This window comes from Catellatospora vulcania (genome assembly GCF_009720385.1).
Classification (GTDB): Bacteria; Actinomycetota; Actinomycetes; order Mycobacteriales; family Micromonosporaceae; genus Catellatospora; species Catellatospora vulcania.
In genome coordinates this window covers 1-18,458 of record NZ_ML769303.1, presented here as the reverse complement: position 1 = coordinate 18,458, position 18,458 = coordinate 1, and the positions used below count along the sequence as shown (strand labels likewise).

Here is an 18,458-nt window from a genome sequence, read left to right as displayed (position 1 = left end):
CTTACGCCCCCCCCCCCCGGCTCCGTCCCTGGGGGTGCCCGCCTGGGGGGGGCCACGCCCAGGTGAAGCCGGACTAGATGACGCCCTTGAGGAGCTGCCTTGCCATGACGATGCGCTGGACCTGGTTGGTGCCCTCGTAGATCTGGGTGATCTTGGCGTCGCGCATCATGCGCTCCAGCGGGAAGTCCTTGGTGTAGCCGTAGCCGCCGAGGAGCTGGACAGCGTCGGTGGTGATGGCCATGGCCGCGTCGGAGGCGAAGCACTTGGCGGCCGCGCCGAAGTAGGTCAGGTCGGCGTCGCCGCGCTCGGAGCGGGCCGCGGCGGCGTAGGTCAGCTCCCGGGCGGCGGTGAGCTTCATGCCCATGTCGGCGAGCATGAACTGCACGCCCTGGAAGTCCGCGATCGGCTTGCCGAACTGGCGGCGCTCCTTGACGTAGTCCAGGGCCGCGTCCAGCGCGCCCTGGGCGATGCCGACGGCCTGGGCGGCGATGGTGACCCGGGTGTGGTCGAGGGTGCGCATGGCGGTGGCGAAGCCGGTGCCGGGCTCGCCGATCAGACGGTCGGCGGGGATGCGCACGTTGTCGAGGTACACCTCGCGGGTGGGCGAGCCCTTGATGCCGAGCTTCTTCTCGGGCGCGCCGAAGCTGACCCCCGGGTCGGACTTCTCGACCACGAAGGCGGAGATCCCCTTGGCGCCGATGCCGGGCTCGGTGACGGCGAAGACGGTGTAGTACTCGCTGACGCCGGCGTTGGTGATCCAGCGCTTCACGCCGTTGAGAACATAGTGATTATCGTCACGAACTGCCCGGGTTGTCATGGCTGCCGCGTCGCTGCCGGCCTCGGGCTCGGAGAGGCAGTACGAGAACATGCCCTCGCCGGAGGCGACCTTCGGCAGGTATCGCTGTTTGAGCTCGGCGGAACCGGACAACAACACCGGCATGGTGCCAAGTTTGTTCACGGCCGGGATCAGCGAGGACGAGGCACAGGCGCGCGCGACCTCCTCGATGACGATCGCGGTGGCGAGCGCGTCAGCGCCCGCGCCGCCGTACTCCTCGGGGATGTGCGGGGCGTGGAAGTCCGAGGCGCGCAGCGCGTCATAGCTGGCCTGCGGGAACTCGCTCGTTTCGTCCGCAGCGGCGGCGTTCGGGGCGACCTTGGCGTTACATACCTCACGTACCGCCTCGCGGATCGCCACGTGCTCCTCGGAGAGCTGGTACAGCGCGAACACCCGAGACCTCCTCTGACCGACTTTCATATGGGGCGTACCGGTCGGTAGCTTAACGCTCGATAAGCCAAGGTCGTCCAGCGGCTGCCGGTAAACTTTCTTTGAGGTGGTCGAGGGCGTAGGCTCTTCAACTGCTCAAACCTGAGACCCCCACCCCTTGCGGATCAAGGAGACGAAGCGTGACGCTCCCGTACGCGAGCCAGCCTGCCCCGGTAACCCCGCCGTCAGGCGCCGCCCGGCCCCGACTGACCTTCATCGGCACCGGTTACCTGGGAGCCACCTACGCCATCTGCTACGCAGAACTGGGCTACGAGGTCATCGGCTTCGACGTAGACGTAGACAAGATCGAGAAGCTCGGCAAGGGCGAGGTGCCCTTCCACGAGCCCGGACTCGACGAGATGCTGCGCCGCAACCTGGCCGCCGGCCGACTGCGGTTCACCACGTCGTACCAGGAGACCGCCGACTTCGGCGACGTCCACTTCATCTGTGTGGGCACCCCGCAGCGGGCCAGCGGCCTGGGCGCCGACCTGACCTACGTCGAGGCGTCGGTCAGCAACCTGGCCCAGCACCTGAGCCGCAAGGCCCTGATCGTCGGCAAGTCCACCGTCCCGGTGGGCACGGCCGAGTGGGTCGAGCAGCTGGTCGCCAAGCACGCCCGCCCGGAGCTGGCCGTCGAGGTCGCCTGGAGCCCCGAGTTCCTGCAGGAGGGCTTCGCGGTCGACGACGTCATGCGGCCCAACCGCATCGTCGTGGCGACGAAGACCGAGTGGTCGAACTCGCTGCTGCACGCCGCGCACAAGGGCGTCTTCGACCTGGCCGCCACCGAGGACCGCGAGGTGCCGGTGGTCTCCACCGACTTCGCCACCGCCGAGCTGGTCAAGGTCGCCGCGAACTCGTTCCTGGCCACCAAGATCTCCTTCATCAACGCGATGGCCGAGGTCTGCGAGGTCGCCGGTGGTGACATCACCCAGCTGGCCCGCGCGCTCGGCTACGACCCGCGCATCGGCAACCGCTTCCTGCAGTCGGGCGTCGGCTTCGGCGGCGGCTGCCTGCCCAAGGACATCCGCGCCTTCCAGGCCCGCGCCCAGGAGCTGGGCGCCGGCGAGGCGCTGCGCTTCCTGCACGAGGTCGACCTGATCAACCTGCGCCGCCGCCAGCGGGTGCTGAACCTGGCCGCCGGCCTGCTCGGCCGCAGGTTCGGCCCGGCCGGCCCGGACCTGTCCGGCGCCCGGATCGCGGTGCTCGGCGCGACCTTCAAGCCCAACTCCGACGACGTACGCGACGCCCCGGCGCTCGCCGTGGCGGGCATGCTGTCCCGCGCCGGCGCCTCGGTGCACGTGTACGACCCGCAGGGCATGGAGAACGCGAAGCGGGCGCTGCCCGAGGTCGAGTACGCCAAGTCGATGGTGGCCGCCGTCACCGACGCCGACCTGGTCTGCGTGCTCACCGAGTGGGCCGAGTTCCGAAACGCCGACCCGGTGGCCCTCGGCGAGGTCGCCGCCACCAAGCTGGTCGTCGACGGGCGCAACTGCCTCGACGCGACCGCCTGGAAGTCCGCGGGCTGGAACCTGCGCGCGCTGGGCCGCCCGACGGTCTGACCGCACGTGAGAAGGGCCCGTCCGCATACCGCGGGCGGGCCCTTTCGCATGCGCAGGGCAACCGCGTGTCCCGGCGATCCACTTGCTGACTGAAATGGGGCTTTTCAAAGGTCACTCCTATTAGGCATGCTGCTGCTGAGTGGATCCATACGCCGCGTCGTCATCCGGTGACGTGCCGGGAGTCGGAGGTAGCCATGGCTGCGGCCACCAGCACGTGCTCGATGTGTGGCCGGGAACGGGATCCGTCGGTGCGCTGCCCGCACTGCGGCAACACCCCTGAGCAGCTCGCGGCCGAGGTGGCCCGGCTCAACAAGGCCATCGCCGACATGAACGCCGAGGACCTGCGCCTGTCCGGCGAGCGCAAGAAGCTGAGCGGCAAGCTCCAGGCGGCGCTGTACCAGCGCGACATCCTCGCCCACGCCGAGGCGCAGCGGCAGAAGAAGGCCGCGCCCAAGCAGCGCCGCTGGATCCCGCGCCCACCGGGCGCGAAGGACCCGACCGTGCAGGCCGCCTCGCCGCCTCCCGGCGCATCGGCCGCGGACCCGGCGGCCTCCGGCGCCACGACGGCCGAAGACGCCACGGTGCCCCGGCAGGCGCCCACGGCGCCCCGCGAGGGCGGCGCACGACCCGACGGCGCGACCCGGCCGCCCGGCACGGTCCGAGCCGGCGGCACGACTCGCGTCGACGGCGGCCCACGGGTCGCGCCGCTGCCCGAGCCGCCGCCCGAGGCGTCCGCGCGCTCGGTGCAGAACATCATGCTCGCGCTGGGCTCGCTGCTGCTCGGCATCGCCGCGGTGGTGTTCGCCGCCGTCGCGCTGAGCAGCGTCGCCCCCGGCATCCGGCTCACCGTGCTGGCGCTGGCCACCGCCCTGCTGCTCGGCATCGCGCCGAGCCTGGTCCGGGGCGGGCTGTCCGCGACGGCCGAGGCGCTGGCCGCGGTCGGGCTGGCGCTGCTGCCGGTCGACGGATACCTGCTGGCGCAGCTGAGCCTGATCGACACCTCGCTGGTGGTCGTGGCGGGGCTGGTCTTCGCCGCCACGGCCGCGATCGCGTACCTCTACCACCGGGCCACCGGGCTGACCATCCCGCGGTACGCGGTCGTGATCGCCATCCAGCCGGTGCTGCCGCTGCTGGTGTACGACCTGATCCACGGCCCGGCGGGCTGGGCCGTGGTGCTGACCGTGGTCGCCGCGCAGAACGCCGTGATCGCGCGGGCGGTCGAGCTGGCCAACGCCCCCGCCCGTTCCGGCCCGCCGCCGCGCCTGGCCACCCCGGGGGCCGCCGGTGACCTGGACGACGGCACACCGGCGGCTGCCCGGCCCGCGACCACGCGGACGGCCGGGCTGCCGGAGGGCATCGCCACGTTCATGCGGCGGCCCGAGACGGCCGCCAGGGCGACCCGGCGCTCGGCGTTCTGGCTGCGGGAACTGGCCTGGGTGCTGCACGGGCTGGCCATCGCCGCGGCCGTCGTCTACGCCGTGGCCGCCCTGCTCACCGCCGACACGGTGCCGTCGGTGCTGCGCGCCTCCGCGACGCTGCTGCTGGCCGTCGGAGTCGCGCTGGTCGGCGCGCTGATGCTGCGCCGGGCCCCGCTGAACGAGCTGGCCGCCGGGGCGATGGTGCTGGCCGTCATCGGCTCCGCGGCGCGGGTCGCCGTGGTCGCCCTGCCCGACCGGGCGCTGCTGGTCATCGCCGCCGCCGTCGCGATCACCGGGCTGGGCGTACGGGCCATCCCGGAGCCGACCCGGCGCGGCCCGCAGCTCGCGTCGACCCTCGCCCTGATCGTGATCAGCCTGTTCACCGCGGGCAGCGCGCTGCGCGCCGCGCTCGCGCCGGTCGCCGCGGCGTGGCCGTTCGGCAGCGCCGACGTGACCGGGTTCACCGCCGAGATCGCGCAGCGGGCCGGGCACCCCGGCTGGCCGCTGGTCGCCACGATCGCCCTGCTGACCATCGCGGCGGCGCTGTCACTGCCGGCCGCCTGGCGGCACGAGACCGTCGTCGCGGGCGCCGCGCTCACCGCGCTGGCCGCGCCCGCCTCACTGGGGCTGGGCTGGGTGGCCACCCAGTGGCTGCTGGCCGCTGCGGCGATCGCGCTGCTGGCCGCCGGGATCGGCGTCGCGGGGACCGGCTCCGCGCAGGGCGCGCCCTGGGCCGCGGCCACCCCGCGCGCGGCCCGCACCCACCTCGTCGCCTCGTTCCTGGTCGGCGCGACCGCGGTCGGCGTCGCGCTGGCGCACACCTGGTCGACGGCCGGGCTGATGGTGGCGTACACCCTGGCGGGTGTCCTGCTCGCGGCCGCGCAGCGGGTGCTGCCCGCGCCCCCGGCCACCGTGCTGCTCGGCGACGCCGCCGCCGGGGCCGCCGCGTTCGCCGCGCCGATCGCGGTCGGCACCGGCGTGCTCACCGTCTTCCCGGCGGCCGGGGAGCAGGTCGCGCTCGCCTGCGCGTTCCTCGCCTGCGCCGCCACCCTGGCCCTCGTCGCGGCCCGCCTGGTCGCACACCGGCGCATCGGCACCCCGCTGTCCCTGGGCGCGGGCCTGGGCGCGCTGGTCGTGGCCGGGGCGGCGTTCGGCACTGCCGGGGCGGGCGTGCTCGACGCCGGGCTGGGCGCGCTGCTGCTGGTCTCGGCGATCCTGCTGGCGCTGGCCCCGTCCATCGACTCCGACCGCCGGGCCGACCGCGCCCTGGACGGCGCGGACTTCGCCGCCGCGGCGGTCACCACCGCGCTGATCGCCGCGCTGGCCCGGGTCGCGCACCTGATCGCCCCGTCGTACTGGCTGGTGCTGTCGGCGCTGCTGGTGCTCGCGGTGGGGGTCGCGGTACGGCTCCTCCCGCAGGAACTGCGCCGCGGACCCGTCGCCGGCAGCGCACTGGCCGGCGGCATCCTCGTCCTGATCGCGGGCTACCCGGCGCTGGCCGGCGGGATCAAGGCGCTGGCGCTGCCCGGCGAGCTGTGGGCCGCCAACCTGGCCCCGATCGGCGACAGCGGGGTGCAGTTCGGCTGGCAGGCGCCCGCGGCGCTGGTGGTGCTCGCCGTGGCCGCGGCCGTGGTGCTGCCCCCGCCGCGCAGCTACCAGGCCGCCGCGGTCGCCGCGATCCTCGCCACCGTCGGGACCCCGGCCGCGCTGGGCTGGCCGTGGTGGGCGCCGATCGTGCTGGGCCTGACCATCGCCACCGGGTACGCCCTGGCGGCGGCCGTGGCACAGGACGCCCGTGCCGGATACACCCGCCTCGCCGTGGCGACCGCGGTCGCGCTGCACGCGCTCGGCGCGAGCCTGGTGCGCCCGTGGACCACCGCCGCGGCGCTCGGCATGATCGCGCTGGTGGGGGCCGCGCTCGTGCTGATGGCCGTGCTGATGACCCAGCAGGCCGAGCAGGCCGACGAGCCGCCGCCCGCGCACCTGGACGTGCTGGGCGGGGCGGGGGTCCTCGCCGTGCTGCTGGCCGGGCCGGCGGCGCTGGCCGCGTTCGCGGCGACCGCCGGCAAGGAGCCCGACGTGCTGCTGACCGCCGCGCTCGGCGGGGTCAGCATCGGGCTGGCGGCGCTCGCCGCGGCCCGCAAGCCCGCCGCGCCTTATCTCGGCTGGGGCACCGTCGGCGTGGCCGTCTCCGGCACGCTGATCGCCCTGCTCGCGCTCGCCAACGGGCATCCCGCCGGGGTGTACGCCGCCGCGGCGGTGCTGCTCGTGGTGCTCGCCGAACTGCTCCGCACCACCACCCGCGACCAGCTCGGCCTCACCCCCGAACGGGTCGCCGTGCCCAAGCCCCGCCGGGTGCCGAGGGAGGGCCCGCAGCGCTGGCGCGTCGGGTACGACACCCGCCAGGAGCTGATCGAGCGCAGCCGGCGCTTCCCGTCGTACCCGGGCGCGATGGCCGCCGCCGCGGCCGCCGCGCCGGCCTTCATCGCGCTCACCTCGCTCGCGCCCGCGCTGCATACGGCGCTGGTCCGACCGTACGACAGCCTGAACGCGATCTGGCAGGGCCCGCCCGCCGCCACCACGACCGTCGCGGACGTCGCCGCCGTGCTGACCGCGGTGCTGCTCACCGTCGCCGCGGGCATCGCCGCGGTCGGCTTCGGCGGCGGCCCCACCCGGGCCGTGTCCGTAGTCGTGCCCGGCGCCGCGGTGACGCTGCTGATCGCCCCGGCCGGGCTCGGGCTGGCCTGGCCGGCGAGCGTGCTGGCCGGGCTCGGGGTGTTCACGGTCTGCATGCTCAGCGTGGCGCTCACCGAGCCGCCGTCCGGAGAGGAGGTCGACCGGCCGGTCCGGGCCGCCCGGGTCGCGGTGCTGCTGCTCGGCCTCATCGCGGGCGGCGCGGGCCTGGCCGGCGCGCTGGCCACCCCGGGGCTGACCATCTTCACGTTCGGCGGGGCTGTCGCCGTCGGAGCCGTCGCCGCGCTCGGTGGCAGGAGCCAGCGCGCCCGCATCCTGGGCTGGCTCGGCGGGGCGCTGGCCGCGCAGCTGTTCGTGCTGACCGTCAGCCTGCGCATCGGCGCGAAGCCGGAGTGGGCGGCGTTCGGCGTGCTGGCCGTCGGCGCGATCCTGATCGTCGGCGCGTCGCTGCACCCGCGGTTCACCCACCCGGAGGCGCTGCGCGAGGCCAGCGCGGTCGAGTGGGCTGGCTACACCGCCGGGGTGATCGCCCTGGCCCTGGCCGTACGCGCCCCGTCGCAGGTCGCGGCGCTGCTCGTCGGCTGGGGCGCGGTGCTCGGCATCGCGGCGACCCGGGCCAACCGGCCCACCGGGCAGCGCCGGGTGCTGTTCTGGGCCGCCGCGGGCAGCGAGATCGCCGCGTGGTGGCTCATCATGCGCAGCGCCGACATCGCCCTGCCGGAGGCGTACACGCTCCCGTTCGCGTTGCTCGCACTCGTCGTCGGGCTGCTGGAACTGCGGCAGCGCCCGCAACTGGGCAGCTGGGCCGCGTACGGGCCGGCACTGATCGCAGGCTTCGGCCCGACCGTGGTCGTCGTGCTGGTCACCGACACCAACCCGATCCGTGAGGTCGGTCTCCTGGTCGCGGCCATCCTCACCCTCGTGATCGGCTCCCGCTACGGCCAGCAGGCCCCCGTGGCCATCGGCACGGCCGTCACCGTCATCGCCGCCCTGCACGCCCTCACCCTGGTCGGAACCACCTGGCTGGGCGTGCTCGTCGGCGGCATCGTCCTCATCGTCCTGGGCGCCAACTCCGAACGCCGCCGCCGAGCCGCCGACCGCTACAAACAATTCCGCTGATCGCGGCCGCGCCATGATCATGCCGCAACTCTTAAAGAGTCGCGGCCTCCAAGGGCCTGCGAAGGCGCAACTCTTTAAGAGTTGCGGCAGGTCGTGGGGCGGCAGGTCGTGGGGCGGCGGATTAGAGGGTGGCCTGGAGGGCGGCGTCCTTTTGGGCTACGAGTTCGGTGAGGCTGTGGGCGTAGTCGGTGAGCTTGGCCCGCAGGGTGGCGTCGTGGGCGCCGAGGATGCGGGCCGCGAGCAGTCCCGCGTTGCGGCCGCCGGCGATGGAGACGGTGGCGACCGGGATGCCCGCGGGCATCTGCACGATGGACATCAGCGAGTCCATGCCGTCGAGGTACTTCAGCGGCACCGGCACCCCGACCACCGGCAGCGGCGTCACGCTGGCCACCATGCCGGGCAGGTGGGCCGCCCCGCCCGCGCCCGCGATGATGACCTTGATGCCACGGTCCGCGGCGGTCTGCCCGTAGTCGATCATGAGCTGGGGCGTACGGTGCGCCGAGACGACCCGAACCTCGTACGACACGCCGAACTCGGCCAGCGCCTCGGCAGCGGGCTTCATCACGGGCCAGTCCGAGTCGGACCCCATGATGATCCCGACCAGCGGCGCGGGAGTCTGCTCGCTCATGATTCGAGAGCCTTTCCGTAGGTCAGCCAGTGTCCGGCGCGGGCCGCGCGGGCGCGGCAGTCGGCCAGGTCGTCGCCGAGCGCGGTGACGTGCCCGATCTTGCGGCCGGGCCGGGTCTGCTTGCCGTACAGGTGCACCTTGACGCCCGGTTCGGCGGCCATCAGGTGGTGCAGCCGCTCGTCGATCGACATGCCGCCCTCGGGGCCGCCCAGCACGTTGGCCATGACCACGGCGGGCGCTGCGAGCGAGGTGTCGCCCATCGGGTAGTCCAGGACCGCCCGCAGGTGCTGCTCGAACTGGGAGGTGCGGGCACCCTCGATGGTCCAGTGCCCGGAGTTGTGCGGCCGCATGGCCAGCTCGTTCACGACGAGCCGCGGCGCGGAGCCCGGCGCGTCCGGGGCGACCTCGAACAGCTCCACCGCCAGCAGCCCGACCACGCCCAGCTCATTGGCGATGTCGATGGCCAGCTTCTGCGCCCCGACCGCCACGTCCTCGGGCAGGTTCGGAGCGGGGGCCAGCACCTCGACGCAGATGCCGTCCTGCTGCACGGTCTCGACGACCGGGTACACCGCGACCTGCCCGTACGGCGAGCGGGCGACCTGCACGGCGAGTTCGCGGCGCAGCTCGACCTTCTCCTCGACGATCAGCTCGGCCCCGCTGGCCAGCAGGTCGATGATCTCCTCGACGTCGTTGACGACGAACACGCCGCGGCCGTCGTACCCGCCGCGGGCCGTCTTCACGACCGCGGGTAGCCCGAACGCGACCAGGTCGGCGGCCGACGAGACCGGCGCCCAGCGCGGCACCGGCGCGCCCAGCTCCGACAGCTTGCGGCGCATCAGGTGCTTGTCCTGGGCGTACTGCAGCGCGTCGGCCCCCGGGAACACCTTGTGGCCCGCCGCGACGAGGTCGCGGATGTGCTCGCCGGGCACGTGCTCGTGGTCGAAGGTGACCACGTCGCACGACTTGGCGAAGGTGCGCAGTGCGGCCAGGTCGGTATGGCTACCCAGCTGGACGTCGGCCGCGACCAGGGCCGCGGACTCGTCGACGTCGTTGGCCAGCACCCGCAGGGACTGGCCGAGGGCGATCGCCGCCTGGTGGGTCATACGGGCGAGCTGGCCGCCGCCGATCATGCCGACGACAGGGAGGCCGGTGCGAGTGTCCATCGGCAAGGAGTCTAATCAGCGCCGACGTGCCGAAGCTTTCGCGCCCTTGCGGCTGGTGGGCTGCGCCACGCGGCGCTGCGCGGACAGCGCCAGCACCAGCGGGGTGCGCTCGTCGCCCTGGCCGAAGGGGTTGCGCTCGCACAGCCGCTCCAGCAGCCCGGCGGGCGGCTCACCGGGCTGCGACCAGCCCAGCACGCGGGTGCCGCCGTCGCCCGCGCCGACCACGGCGCAGCCGGCCAGCATGGCGTACACGTCGTCGGGCAGGGTCTTGCGCAGCGCCGCGACGATCTGCTCGGCGACCCGGTCGGCGTCGCGCGGCGGCGGCACCACGGCCAGGTGGGCGGGCGGGCAGGCCTGCTCGCGGGGCGGGCAGACGGAGCGGACCAGCGGCCCGGCGAACCGCTCGGACCAGGCGCGGCGGCCCAGCCGGGCGCTCAGCACCGCCAGCCCGAGCCGGACCGGGCCGCCGTGGTCGAGCGCCACCTGCATGCTCCACGGGTCGGCAAGCCCTACGGCGGGCCCGGCGAGCCGGACCAGCGCGCGGGCGTACGAGCCGGGCTCGATCTCCCAGATGGCCCGGGACAGGCCCTGGGCGACGGCGACCGGCTTCGCGGCGACGAGCAGGTGCCAGGGGCGGCGCAGCGCCTGCCGCGCGTTCTTGTCGGCGCCGTGCGCGAACTCGGCGACGTACCAGGCGAACTTCTCGGTGATGCGGTCACCGGCCGTGATCGGCTCGGTGAGCACGGGGTGGGTGGTCCAGTCCTGCCCCGCTGCGGTGATCACGACCGGGCCGGGCGCGGGGCGGGCGGCGGGCACGTCGGGGGTGCGCTCGTACGGCACGAGGACCGTGGTCAGCCAGCGTTCCAGCAGGTAGCGCCGCCACAGTCGGGCCACGTCGGCCTCGCTCGCGGTCGGCAGGTGCTGCATGACGGCGAGCCCGTCGTGGTCGGTCGCGCCGTGGCGCGGGTACAGCAGCGCACTGATGGTCTCGGCGCGCAGCCGCAGCATGATCTCCCGCAGCGGCGGCTCCAGCGTCGCGGCCGCGGGGGCGGCCGCGGCGGCGCGCAGCGACACCGGCGGCAGCGTGCGCTCGGCGAGCCCGCGCAGCTCGGCCCGCAGCGCCTCGTCGGTGGTCTCCAGGTCCCGGTACGGGAAGCGCAGCGCGACGCCGTAGCGGCTGGCGACCCGGTCGGCCAGGCGCGGCAGGTGGCCGACCGGCCCGCTCCAGCCACCGGCGCCGAGCAGCGCGTCGACCTCGCCGCCGGTGGCCCGCGCGACGGCCCAGGCGAGGTAGCTGGACAGGTCGGGCATGGGTTCGCCGACGTCGGCGAGGAACCCGTCGACGTCGATCTCGTCGGCGAAGAACGGCAGCGCCCGGTGCCGCACGCTGTTGTCCGACAGCGGCCCGAGCAGCGCCGAGGCGTACGCGGACGAGTCCGCCGGCAGCCCCGGGAAGTTCACCGAGTACACGGGCAGGCCGCGGTGCTCGGACCGTTCGGACAGCGCCGCGCCGAGCACGGCCGCGCCGGGCAGGCCGGGGCCGAGCAGCACGCCGAGCCGTCCCTCGCCGACCGCGCCGAGCAGCGCCATCCGGCCGGTGATCGCGTGGCCGCGGTGCCGCACCGGCGGGTGCGCGCGGACCAGCCAGCCCTCGGTGTGCCCGGCGGAGATCTCGACGACCTGGTGCGGCAGCACCCGGCGGATGCCGTCGAAGAACGTGGCAGCACCCTCGTCGCAGCTGCCGACGGCCAGGAAGCGGGCGACCGTCTCCGGGTCGGGCCGGGCGGGCACCCCGGCGGCCAGCAGCGCCGTGGGCTCGCTGGCGACCAGCACCGCCCCGCGGCTGCGGGCGTAGTAGAGCGGCGGGCCGTCGCCGTTGCGGGCCAGCACCAGGCCGTCCGGGTCGGCCATGATCAGGGTGTACGGGTCGGGGCCGCCCACCAGGCCCAGCGGTCCCCGCTCGGCGTACCGGTTGGCCAGGGTGCTCAGTTCGACGATGCCGTCGACGACCAGGGTGGTGGTGTCCAGCCGGTGCACGATCGGCATGGCGGCGCGGATCAGGAGTTTGGCGGAGCCCGCGACGCCGCGGGCCTCTTCGGAGCCGCGCGGGGCGAGCGCGCGCGACAGTGCGCTGAGCGTGTCGGTGGAGCTGCGATCGGAGCCGAAGCTCAGCAGGGCGGCCAGACCGGCCACGCGACCATCTCCTCAGGGAAGGCTGGGCGACGGTGGCGTAGCGCGTGCTGCGGGCACGCCACGGTCGTCCGGGGGAAGCCCCAGCCTAGCCAGGATTGTCCGTTTGGCCGCTCATATCGTGCTATCAGGCGAGAATTGTCGCCAGTTCGACAGTCGTCGTCACCGGACGGTCGCAGACAAACCCCCGGCAGACGTACGCCGTGGGCTGGTCACCGACCATCGTCCGGCCCGCCAGCAGCGGCACGCCCGGCGCGTCCGGGTGACCCGCCACAATCACCGCTCCGGGTGGCGCGTGTTCGATCGCGGTCAGCAGCAGCGGGTCGGTCTCCGGGTCCGTGGTCGCGATCGCGATCTCGTACGGCCCCGACAGCAGCGCCTCCGCCCCCGCGGCGGCGTACCCGGCGAACCGGGGGTGCCCGGCCAGCAGCGGCACGATCGTGGACAGCGCCCGCTCGGCCATCTCGTGCCAGCGCGGCTCCCCACTCAGCGCGCCGTAGCTCAGCAGCGCGTTGACCAGCGACGACAGTCCCGACGGGGTGGCGTTGTCGGTCGGGTCGGTGGGCCGGATGACCAGCCGCTCCGCGTCGTCGGCGGTGTCGTGGAAGCCGCCCTGCCCGTCGCGGAACCGCTCCCCCGCCGTGTCCAGCAGCGCACCGGCCGCCGCCAGCCACCGGCCGTCGCCGGTGACCTGGTGCAGCGCGCAGAACGCCTCGGCCACGCAGCCGTAGTCCTCCAGCACGCCCGCCGGCTGCCCGACCGCCCCGTCCCGGGACACCCGGCGCAGCCGCCCGTCCACGACATGGGTGGACAGCAGCAGCTCGCCCGCCTCGACCGCGATCGCGCGGAAGTCCACGTTCTCCACGTCGGCCACGTCGCCGACCTCGGTGTAGTTGCGCCAGAACTCGCACAGCGCGGTGATCGCCAGCCCGTTCCAGGCCGCGACCACCTTGTCGTCGCGCATCGGCTGCGGGCGCTCCCGCCGCGAGGCCATCATGAGGCCGCGTACACGCTCCCAGCGCTGCTGCACCTCGGGGGCCACGTCGTCGATGTCGCGCTTGAGCACCAGCACCGACGAGCCGTGCTCGAACGTGCCCGCGTCGGTCACCCCGAACAGGTCCTTCGCGAACGCGGCGTCGTCCTCACCGAGCACTTCCACCAGCTGCGCCGGGGTCCACGAGTACGTGGTGCCCTCCACGCCATCGGTGTCGGCGTCCAGCGCCGAGGCGAACCCGCCCTCGGCCGTCTGCAGGTCGTTGACCAGGAACATCGCCGTCTCGGTGGCGATCCGCTGGGCCAACGGGTCGGCGGTCAGCCGCCAGATCTCGTTGTAGACCCGCAGCAGCAGCGCGTTGTCGTACAGCATCTTCTCGAAGTGCGGCACGGTCCACGTCGCGTCCACCGCGTACCGGTGGAAACCCCCGGCGAGCTGGTCGTAGATGCCGCCGCGGGCCATCGCCTCGCCGGTGTGCCGGACCAGCTCCAGCGCGTCGGCGTCCTTGGCCCGCTGGTGGTGGCGCAGCAGGAACAGCATCAGCATGTGCGGCGGGAACTTCGGGGCCCCGCCGAAGCCGCCCCGCACGCTGTCGTAGTCGGCGCGCAGCCGCTCCACCGCGTGGTCGAGCAGCTCCTTGGTGATCTCGCCGCCGCCCTCGATCGGGTTGCGCGCGATCGCCTCGACCACCGCGTCACCCTGCTCCAGCACCTGGGTCCGCTGATCGCGCCAGGCCTCGGTGACCGCCTCGAGCAGGCGCGTGAACTGCGCCTTCGGGTAGTACGTGCCGCACAGGAACGGCTTGCCGTCGGGGGCTGCGAACACCGTCATCGGCCAGCCGCCCTGCCCGGTCATCGCCTGCGTCGCCGACATGTAGACCGCGTCCACGTCGGGGCGCTCCTCGCGGTCCACCTTGATCGCCACGAAGTGCTCGTTGACGAGGTCGCCGACGACCGCGTCCTCGAAGGACTCGTGCGCCATGACATGGCACCAGTGGCAGGCGGCATACCCGACAGAGATCAGCACCGGTACGTCGCGGCGCTTGGCCTCCTCGAACGCCTCGTCACACCACGGCCACCAGTGGACGGGGTTGTCGGCGTGCTGCAGCAGGTAAGGCGAGGTCGCGTCCCCGAGTCGGTTCACACTTCCACCCTCTCACAGCCCATCCGACGCGCCTGGATTCGTGCCGCGGTTTCGGGGAAACCTGTGCAACCGGGCGCTCCGGTTCGGCAAGCGCGAACGCGGGCGTCTCCTCATCTCCCCACGAACGCCACCACGACCAGCAGTGCGCTGCCTGCCGCCAGGCCCACCGCCACCCGGTCCCCACCCAGGAAGCGGGCGCCGCCCAGGCGGAACGGGAACTTCTCGACACCGGCGGCCGCGCCCTTGCGGATGACGTACGCCGCGTACACGTTGATCAAGCTCGCGCCCACCGCCACAGCCGGCGTCCACGGCCACAGCCGCAGCGTGGTCAGCCACACGCTGGCCACGAGGCCGAGCACACCGGCGACGAACGCCGGTTCGGCGGCCGGAATCCAGCTGCTCGCCTCGCGTACCTCGGCCGGTGCCTGCTCCTCGGCGACCCGCGCTCGCGCGGCGGCCCGGGCCCGTCGTCGTGCCTTCGACATGACGACGAGTGTCGCCCACGCCGTCCATCCCCGCAGACAACGAACCCGTCGCCGGGGTCCCCCTGAGGGGCTCCTCGCTGAGGCGGGTGGCCACTCGCCTAACCACGTTGCCGTCGGTGACGGTGGTGTGATGGGGTCGCCGGCATGACGGGGGCGGCTTTCCAGGACACGCAGACGGCGCTGACCACCGCGCAGCGGGCTGCGCTGGCGCATGTGACCGATGTCGCGGCACGACAGCGGCACCGCGCCCTGAAACGGCTCGGCGACGTGCCGGACCTCGCCGAGCTCGTGGCAGCCGCCGCCGCGCACGGGCAGGTCACCCTGAACTTCCACCCCGACCGGATGCTGGCCGACGGGCGCACCGTCGCCGAGTCGATGGCCGCCGACGGCCGGTACCGGAGCCAGTTCGAGACCGGCGTGACCAACGGCAGCCGCAGCGCTTTCCTGGGCGGCGACCGCGACCGCTGGGAGCAGGCGCTGTTCGGCGACGCCTACCGGGCACCCGACACCTCGCCGGCCGAACGGCCGGTCTACGGTGGGCTGAACCTGCTCGGCCACCCGGACGGCGCGTGCCCTCGCTTCGGCTCGTGCCACGTGCGGCTGCGGCCGTCGGTGAACACGCGCTGCACGGTGACCGTGGGCGACAGCCACCTCGGCCCCGCCGACGTCGGCACGCTCGCCGCCTTCGAAGCGGTGCTGGCCGGGTACGTCGAGCGCGCCCGTGAGACCGGTGTGACGCTGGGCCGCCCCGGCGTCGACCCGCTGGCGGCGCTGCGCGCACTGGCCGATTCGGCGTCGGTATCCGAACACGGCCGCGCGCTGGACGACTACCTCGAAGTTCAGGTGCACGGCCCGGTGGACCTCGCCGTCGACGCCGAGGCGCTGGTCCTCGACCCGAGCTTCCGTGGCCATCCCGCTGGTGACCAGCTCACCGGCCTCGCCGACCGGCTGGGCATCGGCCTGCAGTGGCACGCGGGCTTCGAACTGACCGCCGCCGAGGTGGGACAGGACTTCCGCGGCGCGGCGATCCCGCCCCTGGCCGCGGAGGTCTGCCGGCGGCACGCGGGCCCACGCGGCACGTTCGACGCCGAGATCGTCGGCCGCGCCGCCGCCGACATGCTCCGCGACCCGGCCTCCTGGTCCCCCTGGGGCACCCCCGACGACCTCCTGCAGTACGTCAAGCAGCTCTGGCACACCCTCGTCCACGCGGGCCACCCGTTCGGCGGCCACTGACCAACGCCGGGAGCCCTGCAGTTTCGGGGAAAGTGCAGACATTGATCGTCCGGTAGCTGCAACTTCACGGAAGTTGCAGCTACCGGACGGAGTGGGGTCAGCGGCCGGACTTCATGGCGGCGAGGCGGGACTCGATCTCCTGGTCGCGAGAGGACGCGGACAGCTCCTCGAACTGGGCGTCCACGCTGGAGGCCTTGAGTTCCTCGTGGCCCTTGAGGCGGGCCTCCTCGCGGCGCACCATCTCCTCGAACCGGCTGATCTCGCTGCTCGGGTCGAGCGCGTCGATGCTGCGCGCCGAGCTCTGCACCCGGCCCCGCGCCTCGGTGACCTTGGCCCGGCCGACCAGCTCGTCCCGCTTGCGCCGCAGCTCGTCGAGCTTGCCCCGCATCTGCGTGACGCCCTGCTTGAGCTGGTCGGTGATCTGCGTCTGCTCGGCGATCATCGGGCCGAAGCTCTTCACGTCGTTCTCGTACGCGATCTGCTTGCCGATCGCGATCCGGGCGAGGTTGTCGAACTTGTCCGCGTCGGCGGCGTTGCTCGCGCGCACCTGTTCTGCCTTGGCGCTGGCGGCCTTGGCCTTGACCTGCCACTCGGCGGCGCTCTTCGTCGCCTCCGCCGAGTCGGCCTCCAGGAGCCGCAGGTTGCCGATGGTCTGCGCCACGGCGTTCTCCGCCTCGCTGATGTTAGCGGTGTAGTCGCGCACCATCTGGTCGAGCATCTGCTGCGGGTCCTCGACGTCGTCGAGGATGGCGTGGATGTTGGCGCGGGCCATCTGGGTGATGCGCCCGAGGATCGACTGTGCCACCATGATCAATTTCCCCCTGTCATGATTTCTCCGGTCTCGCCCACGTGCTGGGACCGCCGAAACGGCCCTGAACCGGCGGCGCCTCGGACGCCGCCGCGCCGCCGGGCTGGTTCGCCTCGCTGGTGAGGCCGATGCGGAAGCCGCCCATGCCGCCGCCGAGCATGTTCTCCAGCAGGATGCCGCCGAGCACGGCGCCGCCCATGCCGCCCGCGGCCGCGGTGCCGAAACCCCCGGGGCCGCCGATGATCACGCGGCCGCCACCCATCTGGCCGCCGTACCCGGAGGGGAAGGACCAGCGCTCGACGTCGTCACGGGCCGAGTCCACGGCCTGCGCGGCCAGATCGTGTGCCCGCTCCGCTGCGGCCAGCGCTGCGACCGGGTCGGCTCCGCTCTCGGCGCGGTCGAGCTGGGCGTGCGCTTCGGACAGCCGGGCCCGCGCGGTCGAGCCGACCGCCCCGCGGCGCGTGGTGATGTAGCCGGTCGCCGAGTCGACGGCGGCCCGTGCCGCGTGCAGGGCCTGCTCCAGCTGGCGGCGAGCCTGCTCGGTGCGGTTCGCGGCGTCGCGTACGCCCCCCATGGCCTCGGCCAGGCCGGACGCCGCGGCCTCCAGCCGGCGCGTCATGCCCAGCGGGTCTGTCTTCGCGCTCGTCAGCTGCGTGCGCACGTCCCCGGCGACCTGGTCGGCCCGCGCCACCGCGGCGGCCAGGTTCATCTGGTCCGCGCCGCCCGCGCCACCGGCGGCCTGCATCGCGGCCTTGCCCGCGGCGACCTCGGCATGCACCTCGTCGAGCAGCCCGGCCACGTGCTGCCCGGCGGCGTCGAGATCGCCGGCCGCCTTGCCCAGCGCGTCCAGCAGGGCGCCCGCCTGGCCGGTGGCCTGCTCGGCTCCGCGCAGCGCCAGCGCCGCCTTGCCGCGGTCGCCCGCCGCGATGCCGGCGTTCGCCGCGGCGAGCTGCTGGTCGGCGAAGTCGAGCCGGGCGGTGGCCTCGGTGACGTTGCCGGCCACCGGGGTGAGCGCGCCGTCGGTGTAGCGGTCGGTGAGCCGGGTCAGCGTCGCCTCCGCCGCCGGGAGCCCGCCGCGCAGCTGCCCGGTCCGGGCGGTCAGCGACAGCGCCAGCTCCTCGGCGTTGGCCTGCATGGCGCGCAGCTTCTCGAACGCGTCCGCCTCGGCGTCGAGCCGCTGGTCCACCACCGCGCACCGGTCGATGATCTCCCGCAGCAGCTGGCGTCGGGTGGCGTCGTCCTCCGGGATCTCGTCGTCGAGCTGATGCCGGATGCGGAACGCCGCGGACAGGTCCTCCTTGGCGGAGGCGACCGCGGTGGCGAACGTCGTCACGGCCTCGGCGCCGTACTGAGCGGTGGCGAAGCCGAGTTCCTGCTCGCTGGTGCGCACCGCGTTGTCCACGGCCACCAGTTGCCCGTTGGCGTACGTGGACAGCTGGGTGGTGTTGTACGCCGCGAACGGATCGGCCGGGCCGGCCTGTTGCGGGGTGGCCTTCGCCGCCCCCTGGTCACGCTTCCGGCGCCGCCCGGCCATCGTCAGTGCCAGGACCACGCCCAGCACGATGATCGCGAGGCAGCACAGGATCGAGAAGAGATCGACCTCAGTGGTCTGCACCGGCACGTGATCACGATATCGCCCGCAATACCCCCCAACCCGGCGAATAGCCCACCCTCAATCCACCCCCCAACCTGGCGCAACTCTTAAACAGTCGCGGTCAGACACGGCCCGGATAGCCACGACTCCTTAAGAGTTGCGGCGC

At 73.7% G+C, this 18,458-nt stretch carries 11 protein-coding genes; 3 read left to right on the top strand and 8 right to left on the bottom strand.

Going from position 1 to position 18,458, the window contains the following annotated elements; genetic code table 11:
- Positions 1–73: 73 nt before the first annotated feature.
- A complete protein-coding gene (locus tag F6W97_RS08185; protein WP_155369608.1) occupies positions 74–1,255 on the bottom strand; it encodes an acyl-CoA dehydrogenase family protein in 1,182 nt (393 codons plus the stop codon).
- A gap of 215 nt (positions 1,256–1,470) precedes the next feature.
- Here F6W97_RS08185 and F6W97_RS08180 point away from each other — a divergent pair, with 215 nt between their 5' ends.
- Together F6W97_RS08180 and F6W97_RS08175 are read left to right on the top strand one after the other, a co-directional pair.
- Positions 1,471–2,823 (top strand): UDP-glucose dehydrogenase family protein, encoded by a 1,353-nt coding sequence (locus F6W97_RS08180; RefSeq protein ID WP_407924564.1) that lies wholly within the window; start codon positions 1,471–1,473, stop codon positions 2,821–2,823.
- Positions 2,824–3,017: 194 nt separating this feature from the next.
- Positions 3,018–8,054: an SCO7613 C-terminal domain-containing membrane protein gene (locus F6W97_RS08175; protein WP_155369606.1), complete on the top strand. Its 5,037-nt coding sequence runs from the start codon at positions 3,018–3,020 to the stop codon at positions 8,052–8,054.
- Between the two features lie 121 nt (positions 8,055–8,175).
- On the opposite strand, the gene purE is transcribed toward F6W97_RS08175, so the two are convergent.
- The 5 genes from purE to F6W97_RS08150 form a co-directional block, all read right to left on the bottom strand.
- On the bottom strand, positions 8,176–8,682 hold the full coding sequence (gene purE, locus F6W97_RS08170) for a 5-(carboxyamino)imidazole ribonucleotide mutase (protein WP_155369605.1): 507 nt from the start codon (positions 8,680–8,682) through the stop codon (positions 8,176–8,178).
- Entirely contained in the window at positions 8,679–9,845 is a 1,167-nt protein-coding gene (locus tag F6W97_RS08165; protein ID WP_155369604.1) for a 5-(carboxyamino)imidazole ribonucleotide synthase, read from the bottom strand. Before F6W97_RS08165 ends, purE begins: the two co-directional genes overlap by 4 nt.
- A 15-nt stretch (positions 9,846–9,860) precedes the next feature.
- Positions 9,861–12,038 carry an asparagine synthase-related protein gene (locus F6W97_RS08160; protein WP_155369603.1) on the bottom strand — a complete coding sequence of 726 codons (2,178 nt, stop codon included), beginning with the start codon at positions 12,036–12,038 and terminating at the stop codon, positions 9,861–9,863.
- A 124-nt stretch (positions 12,039–12,162) separates the two neighbouring features.
- Complete coding sequence (locus tag F6W97_RS08155; RefSeq protein WP_155369602.1) at positions 12,163–14,172, bottom strand: thioredoxin domain-containing protein; 2,010 nt, start codon at positions 14,170–14,172, stop codon at positions 12,163–12,165.
- A gap of 110 nt (positions 14,173–14,282) precedes the next feature.
- Positions 14,283–14,657 (bottom strand): hypothetical protein, encoded by a 375-nt coding sequence (locus tag F6W97_RS08150; RefSeq protein WP_155369601.1) that lies wholly within the window; start codon positions 14,655–14,657, stop codon positions 14,283–14,285.
- Between the two features lie 144 nt (positions 14,658–14,801).
- Between F6W97_RS08150 and F6W97_RS08145 the strand changes: the two genes are divergently transcribed.
- Positions 14,802–15,890: a DUF3626 domain-containing protein gene (locus F6W97_RS08145; RefSeq protein ID WP_155369600.1), complete on the top strand. Its 1,089-nt coding sequence runs from the start codon at positions 14,802–14,804 to the stop codon at positions 15,888–15,890.
- Positions 15,891–15,987: 97 nt separating this feature from the next.
- On the opposite strand, the gene F6W97_RS08140 is transcribed toward F6W97_RS08145, so the two are convergent.
- Positions 15,988–16,698 (bottom strand): PspA/IM30 family protein, encoded by a 711-nt coding sequence (locus F6W97_RS08140; RefSeq protein WP_155369599.1) that lies wholly within the window; start codon positions 16,696–16,698, stop codon positions 15,988–15,990.
- 16 nt (positions 16,699–16,714) lie between these two features.
- Positions 16,715–18,319, bottom strand: coding sequence for a TPM domain-containing protein (locus F6W97_RS08135; RefSeq protein ID WP_155369598.1), 1,605 nt, complete (start codon positions 18,317–18,319; stop codon positions 16,715–16,717).
- Between the last annotated feature and the right edge of the window lie 139 nt (positions 18,320–18,458).

What these genes read in the sequence shown, in the direction of transcription:
- F6W97_RS08150 (WP_155369601.1), bottom strand. Translation starts at nt 14,657, where the DNA reads ATGTCGAAGGCACGACGACGGGCCCGGGCCGCCGCGCGAGCGCGGGTC.
- F6W97_RS08145 (WP_155369600.1), top strand. Translation starts at nt 14,802, where the DNA reads ATGACGGGGGCGGCTTTCCAGGACACGCAGACGGCGCTGACCACCGCG.
- F6W97_RS08185 (WP_155369608.1), bottom strand. Translation starts at nt 1,255, where the DNA reads ATGAAAGTCGGTCAGAGGAGGTCTCGGGTGTTCGCGCTGTACCAGCTC.
- purE (WP_155369605.1), bottom strand. Translation starts at nt 8,682, where the DNA reads ATGAGCGAGCAGACTCCCGCGCCGCTGGTCGGGATCATCATGGGGTCC.
- F6W97_RS08165 (WP_155369604.1), bottom strand. Translation starts at nt 9,845, where the DNA reads ATGGACACTCGCACCGGCCTCCCTGTCGTCGGCATGATCGGCGGCGGC.
- F6W97_RS08140 (WP_155369599.1), bottom strand. Translation starts at nt 16,698, where the DNA reads ATGGTGGCACAGTCGATCCTCGGGCGCATCACCCAGATGGCCCGCGCC.
- F6W97_RS08175 (WP_155369606.1), top strand. Translation starts at nt 3,018, where the DNA reads ATGGCTGCGGCCACCAGCACGTGCTCGATGTGTGGCCGGGAACGGGAT.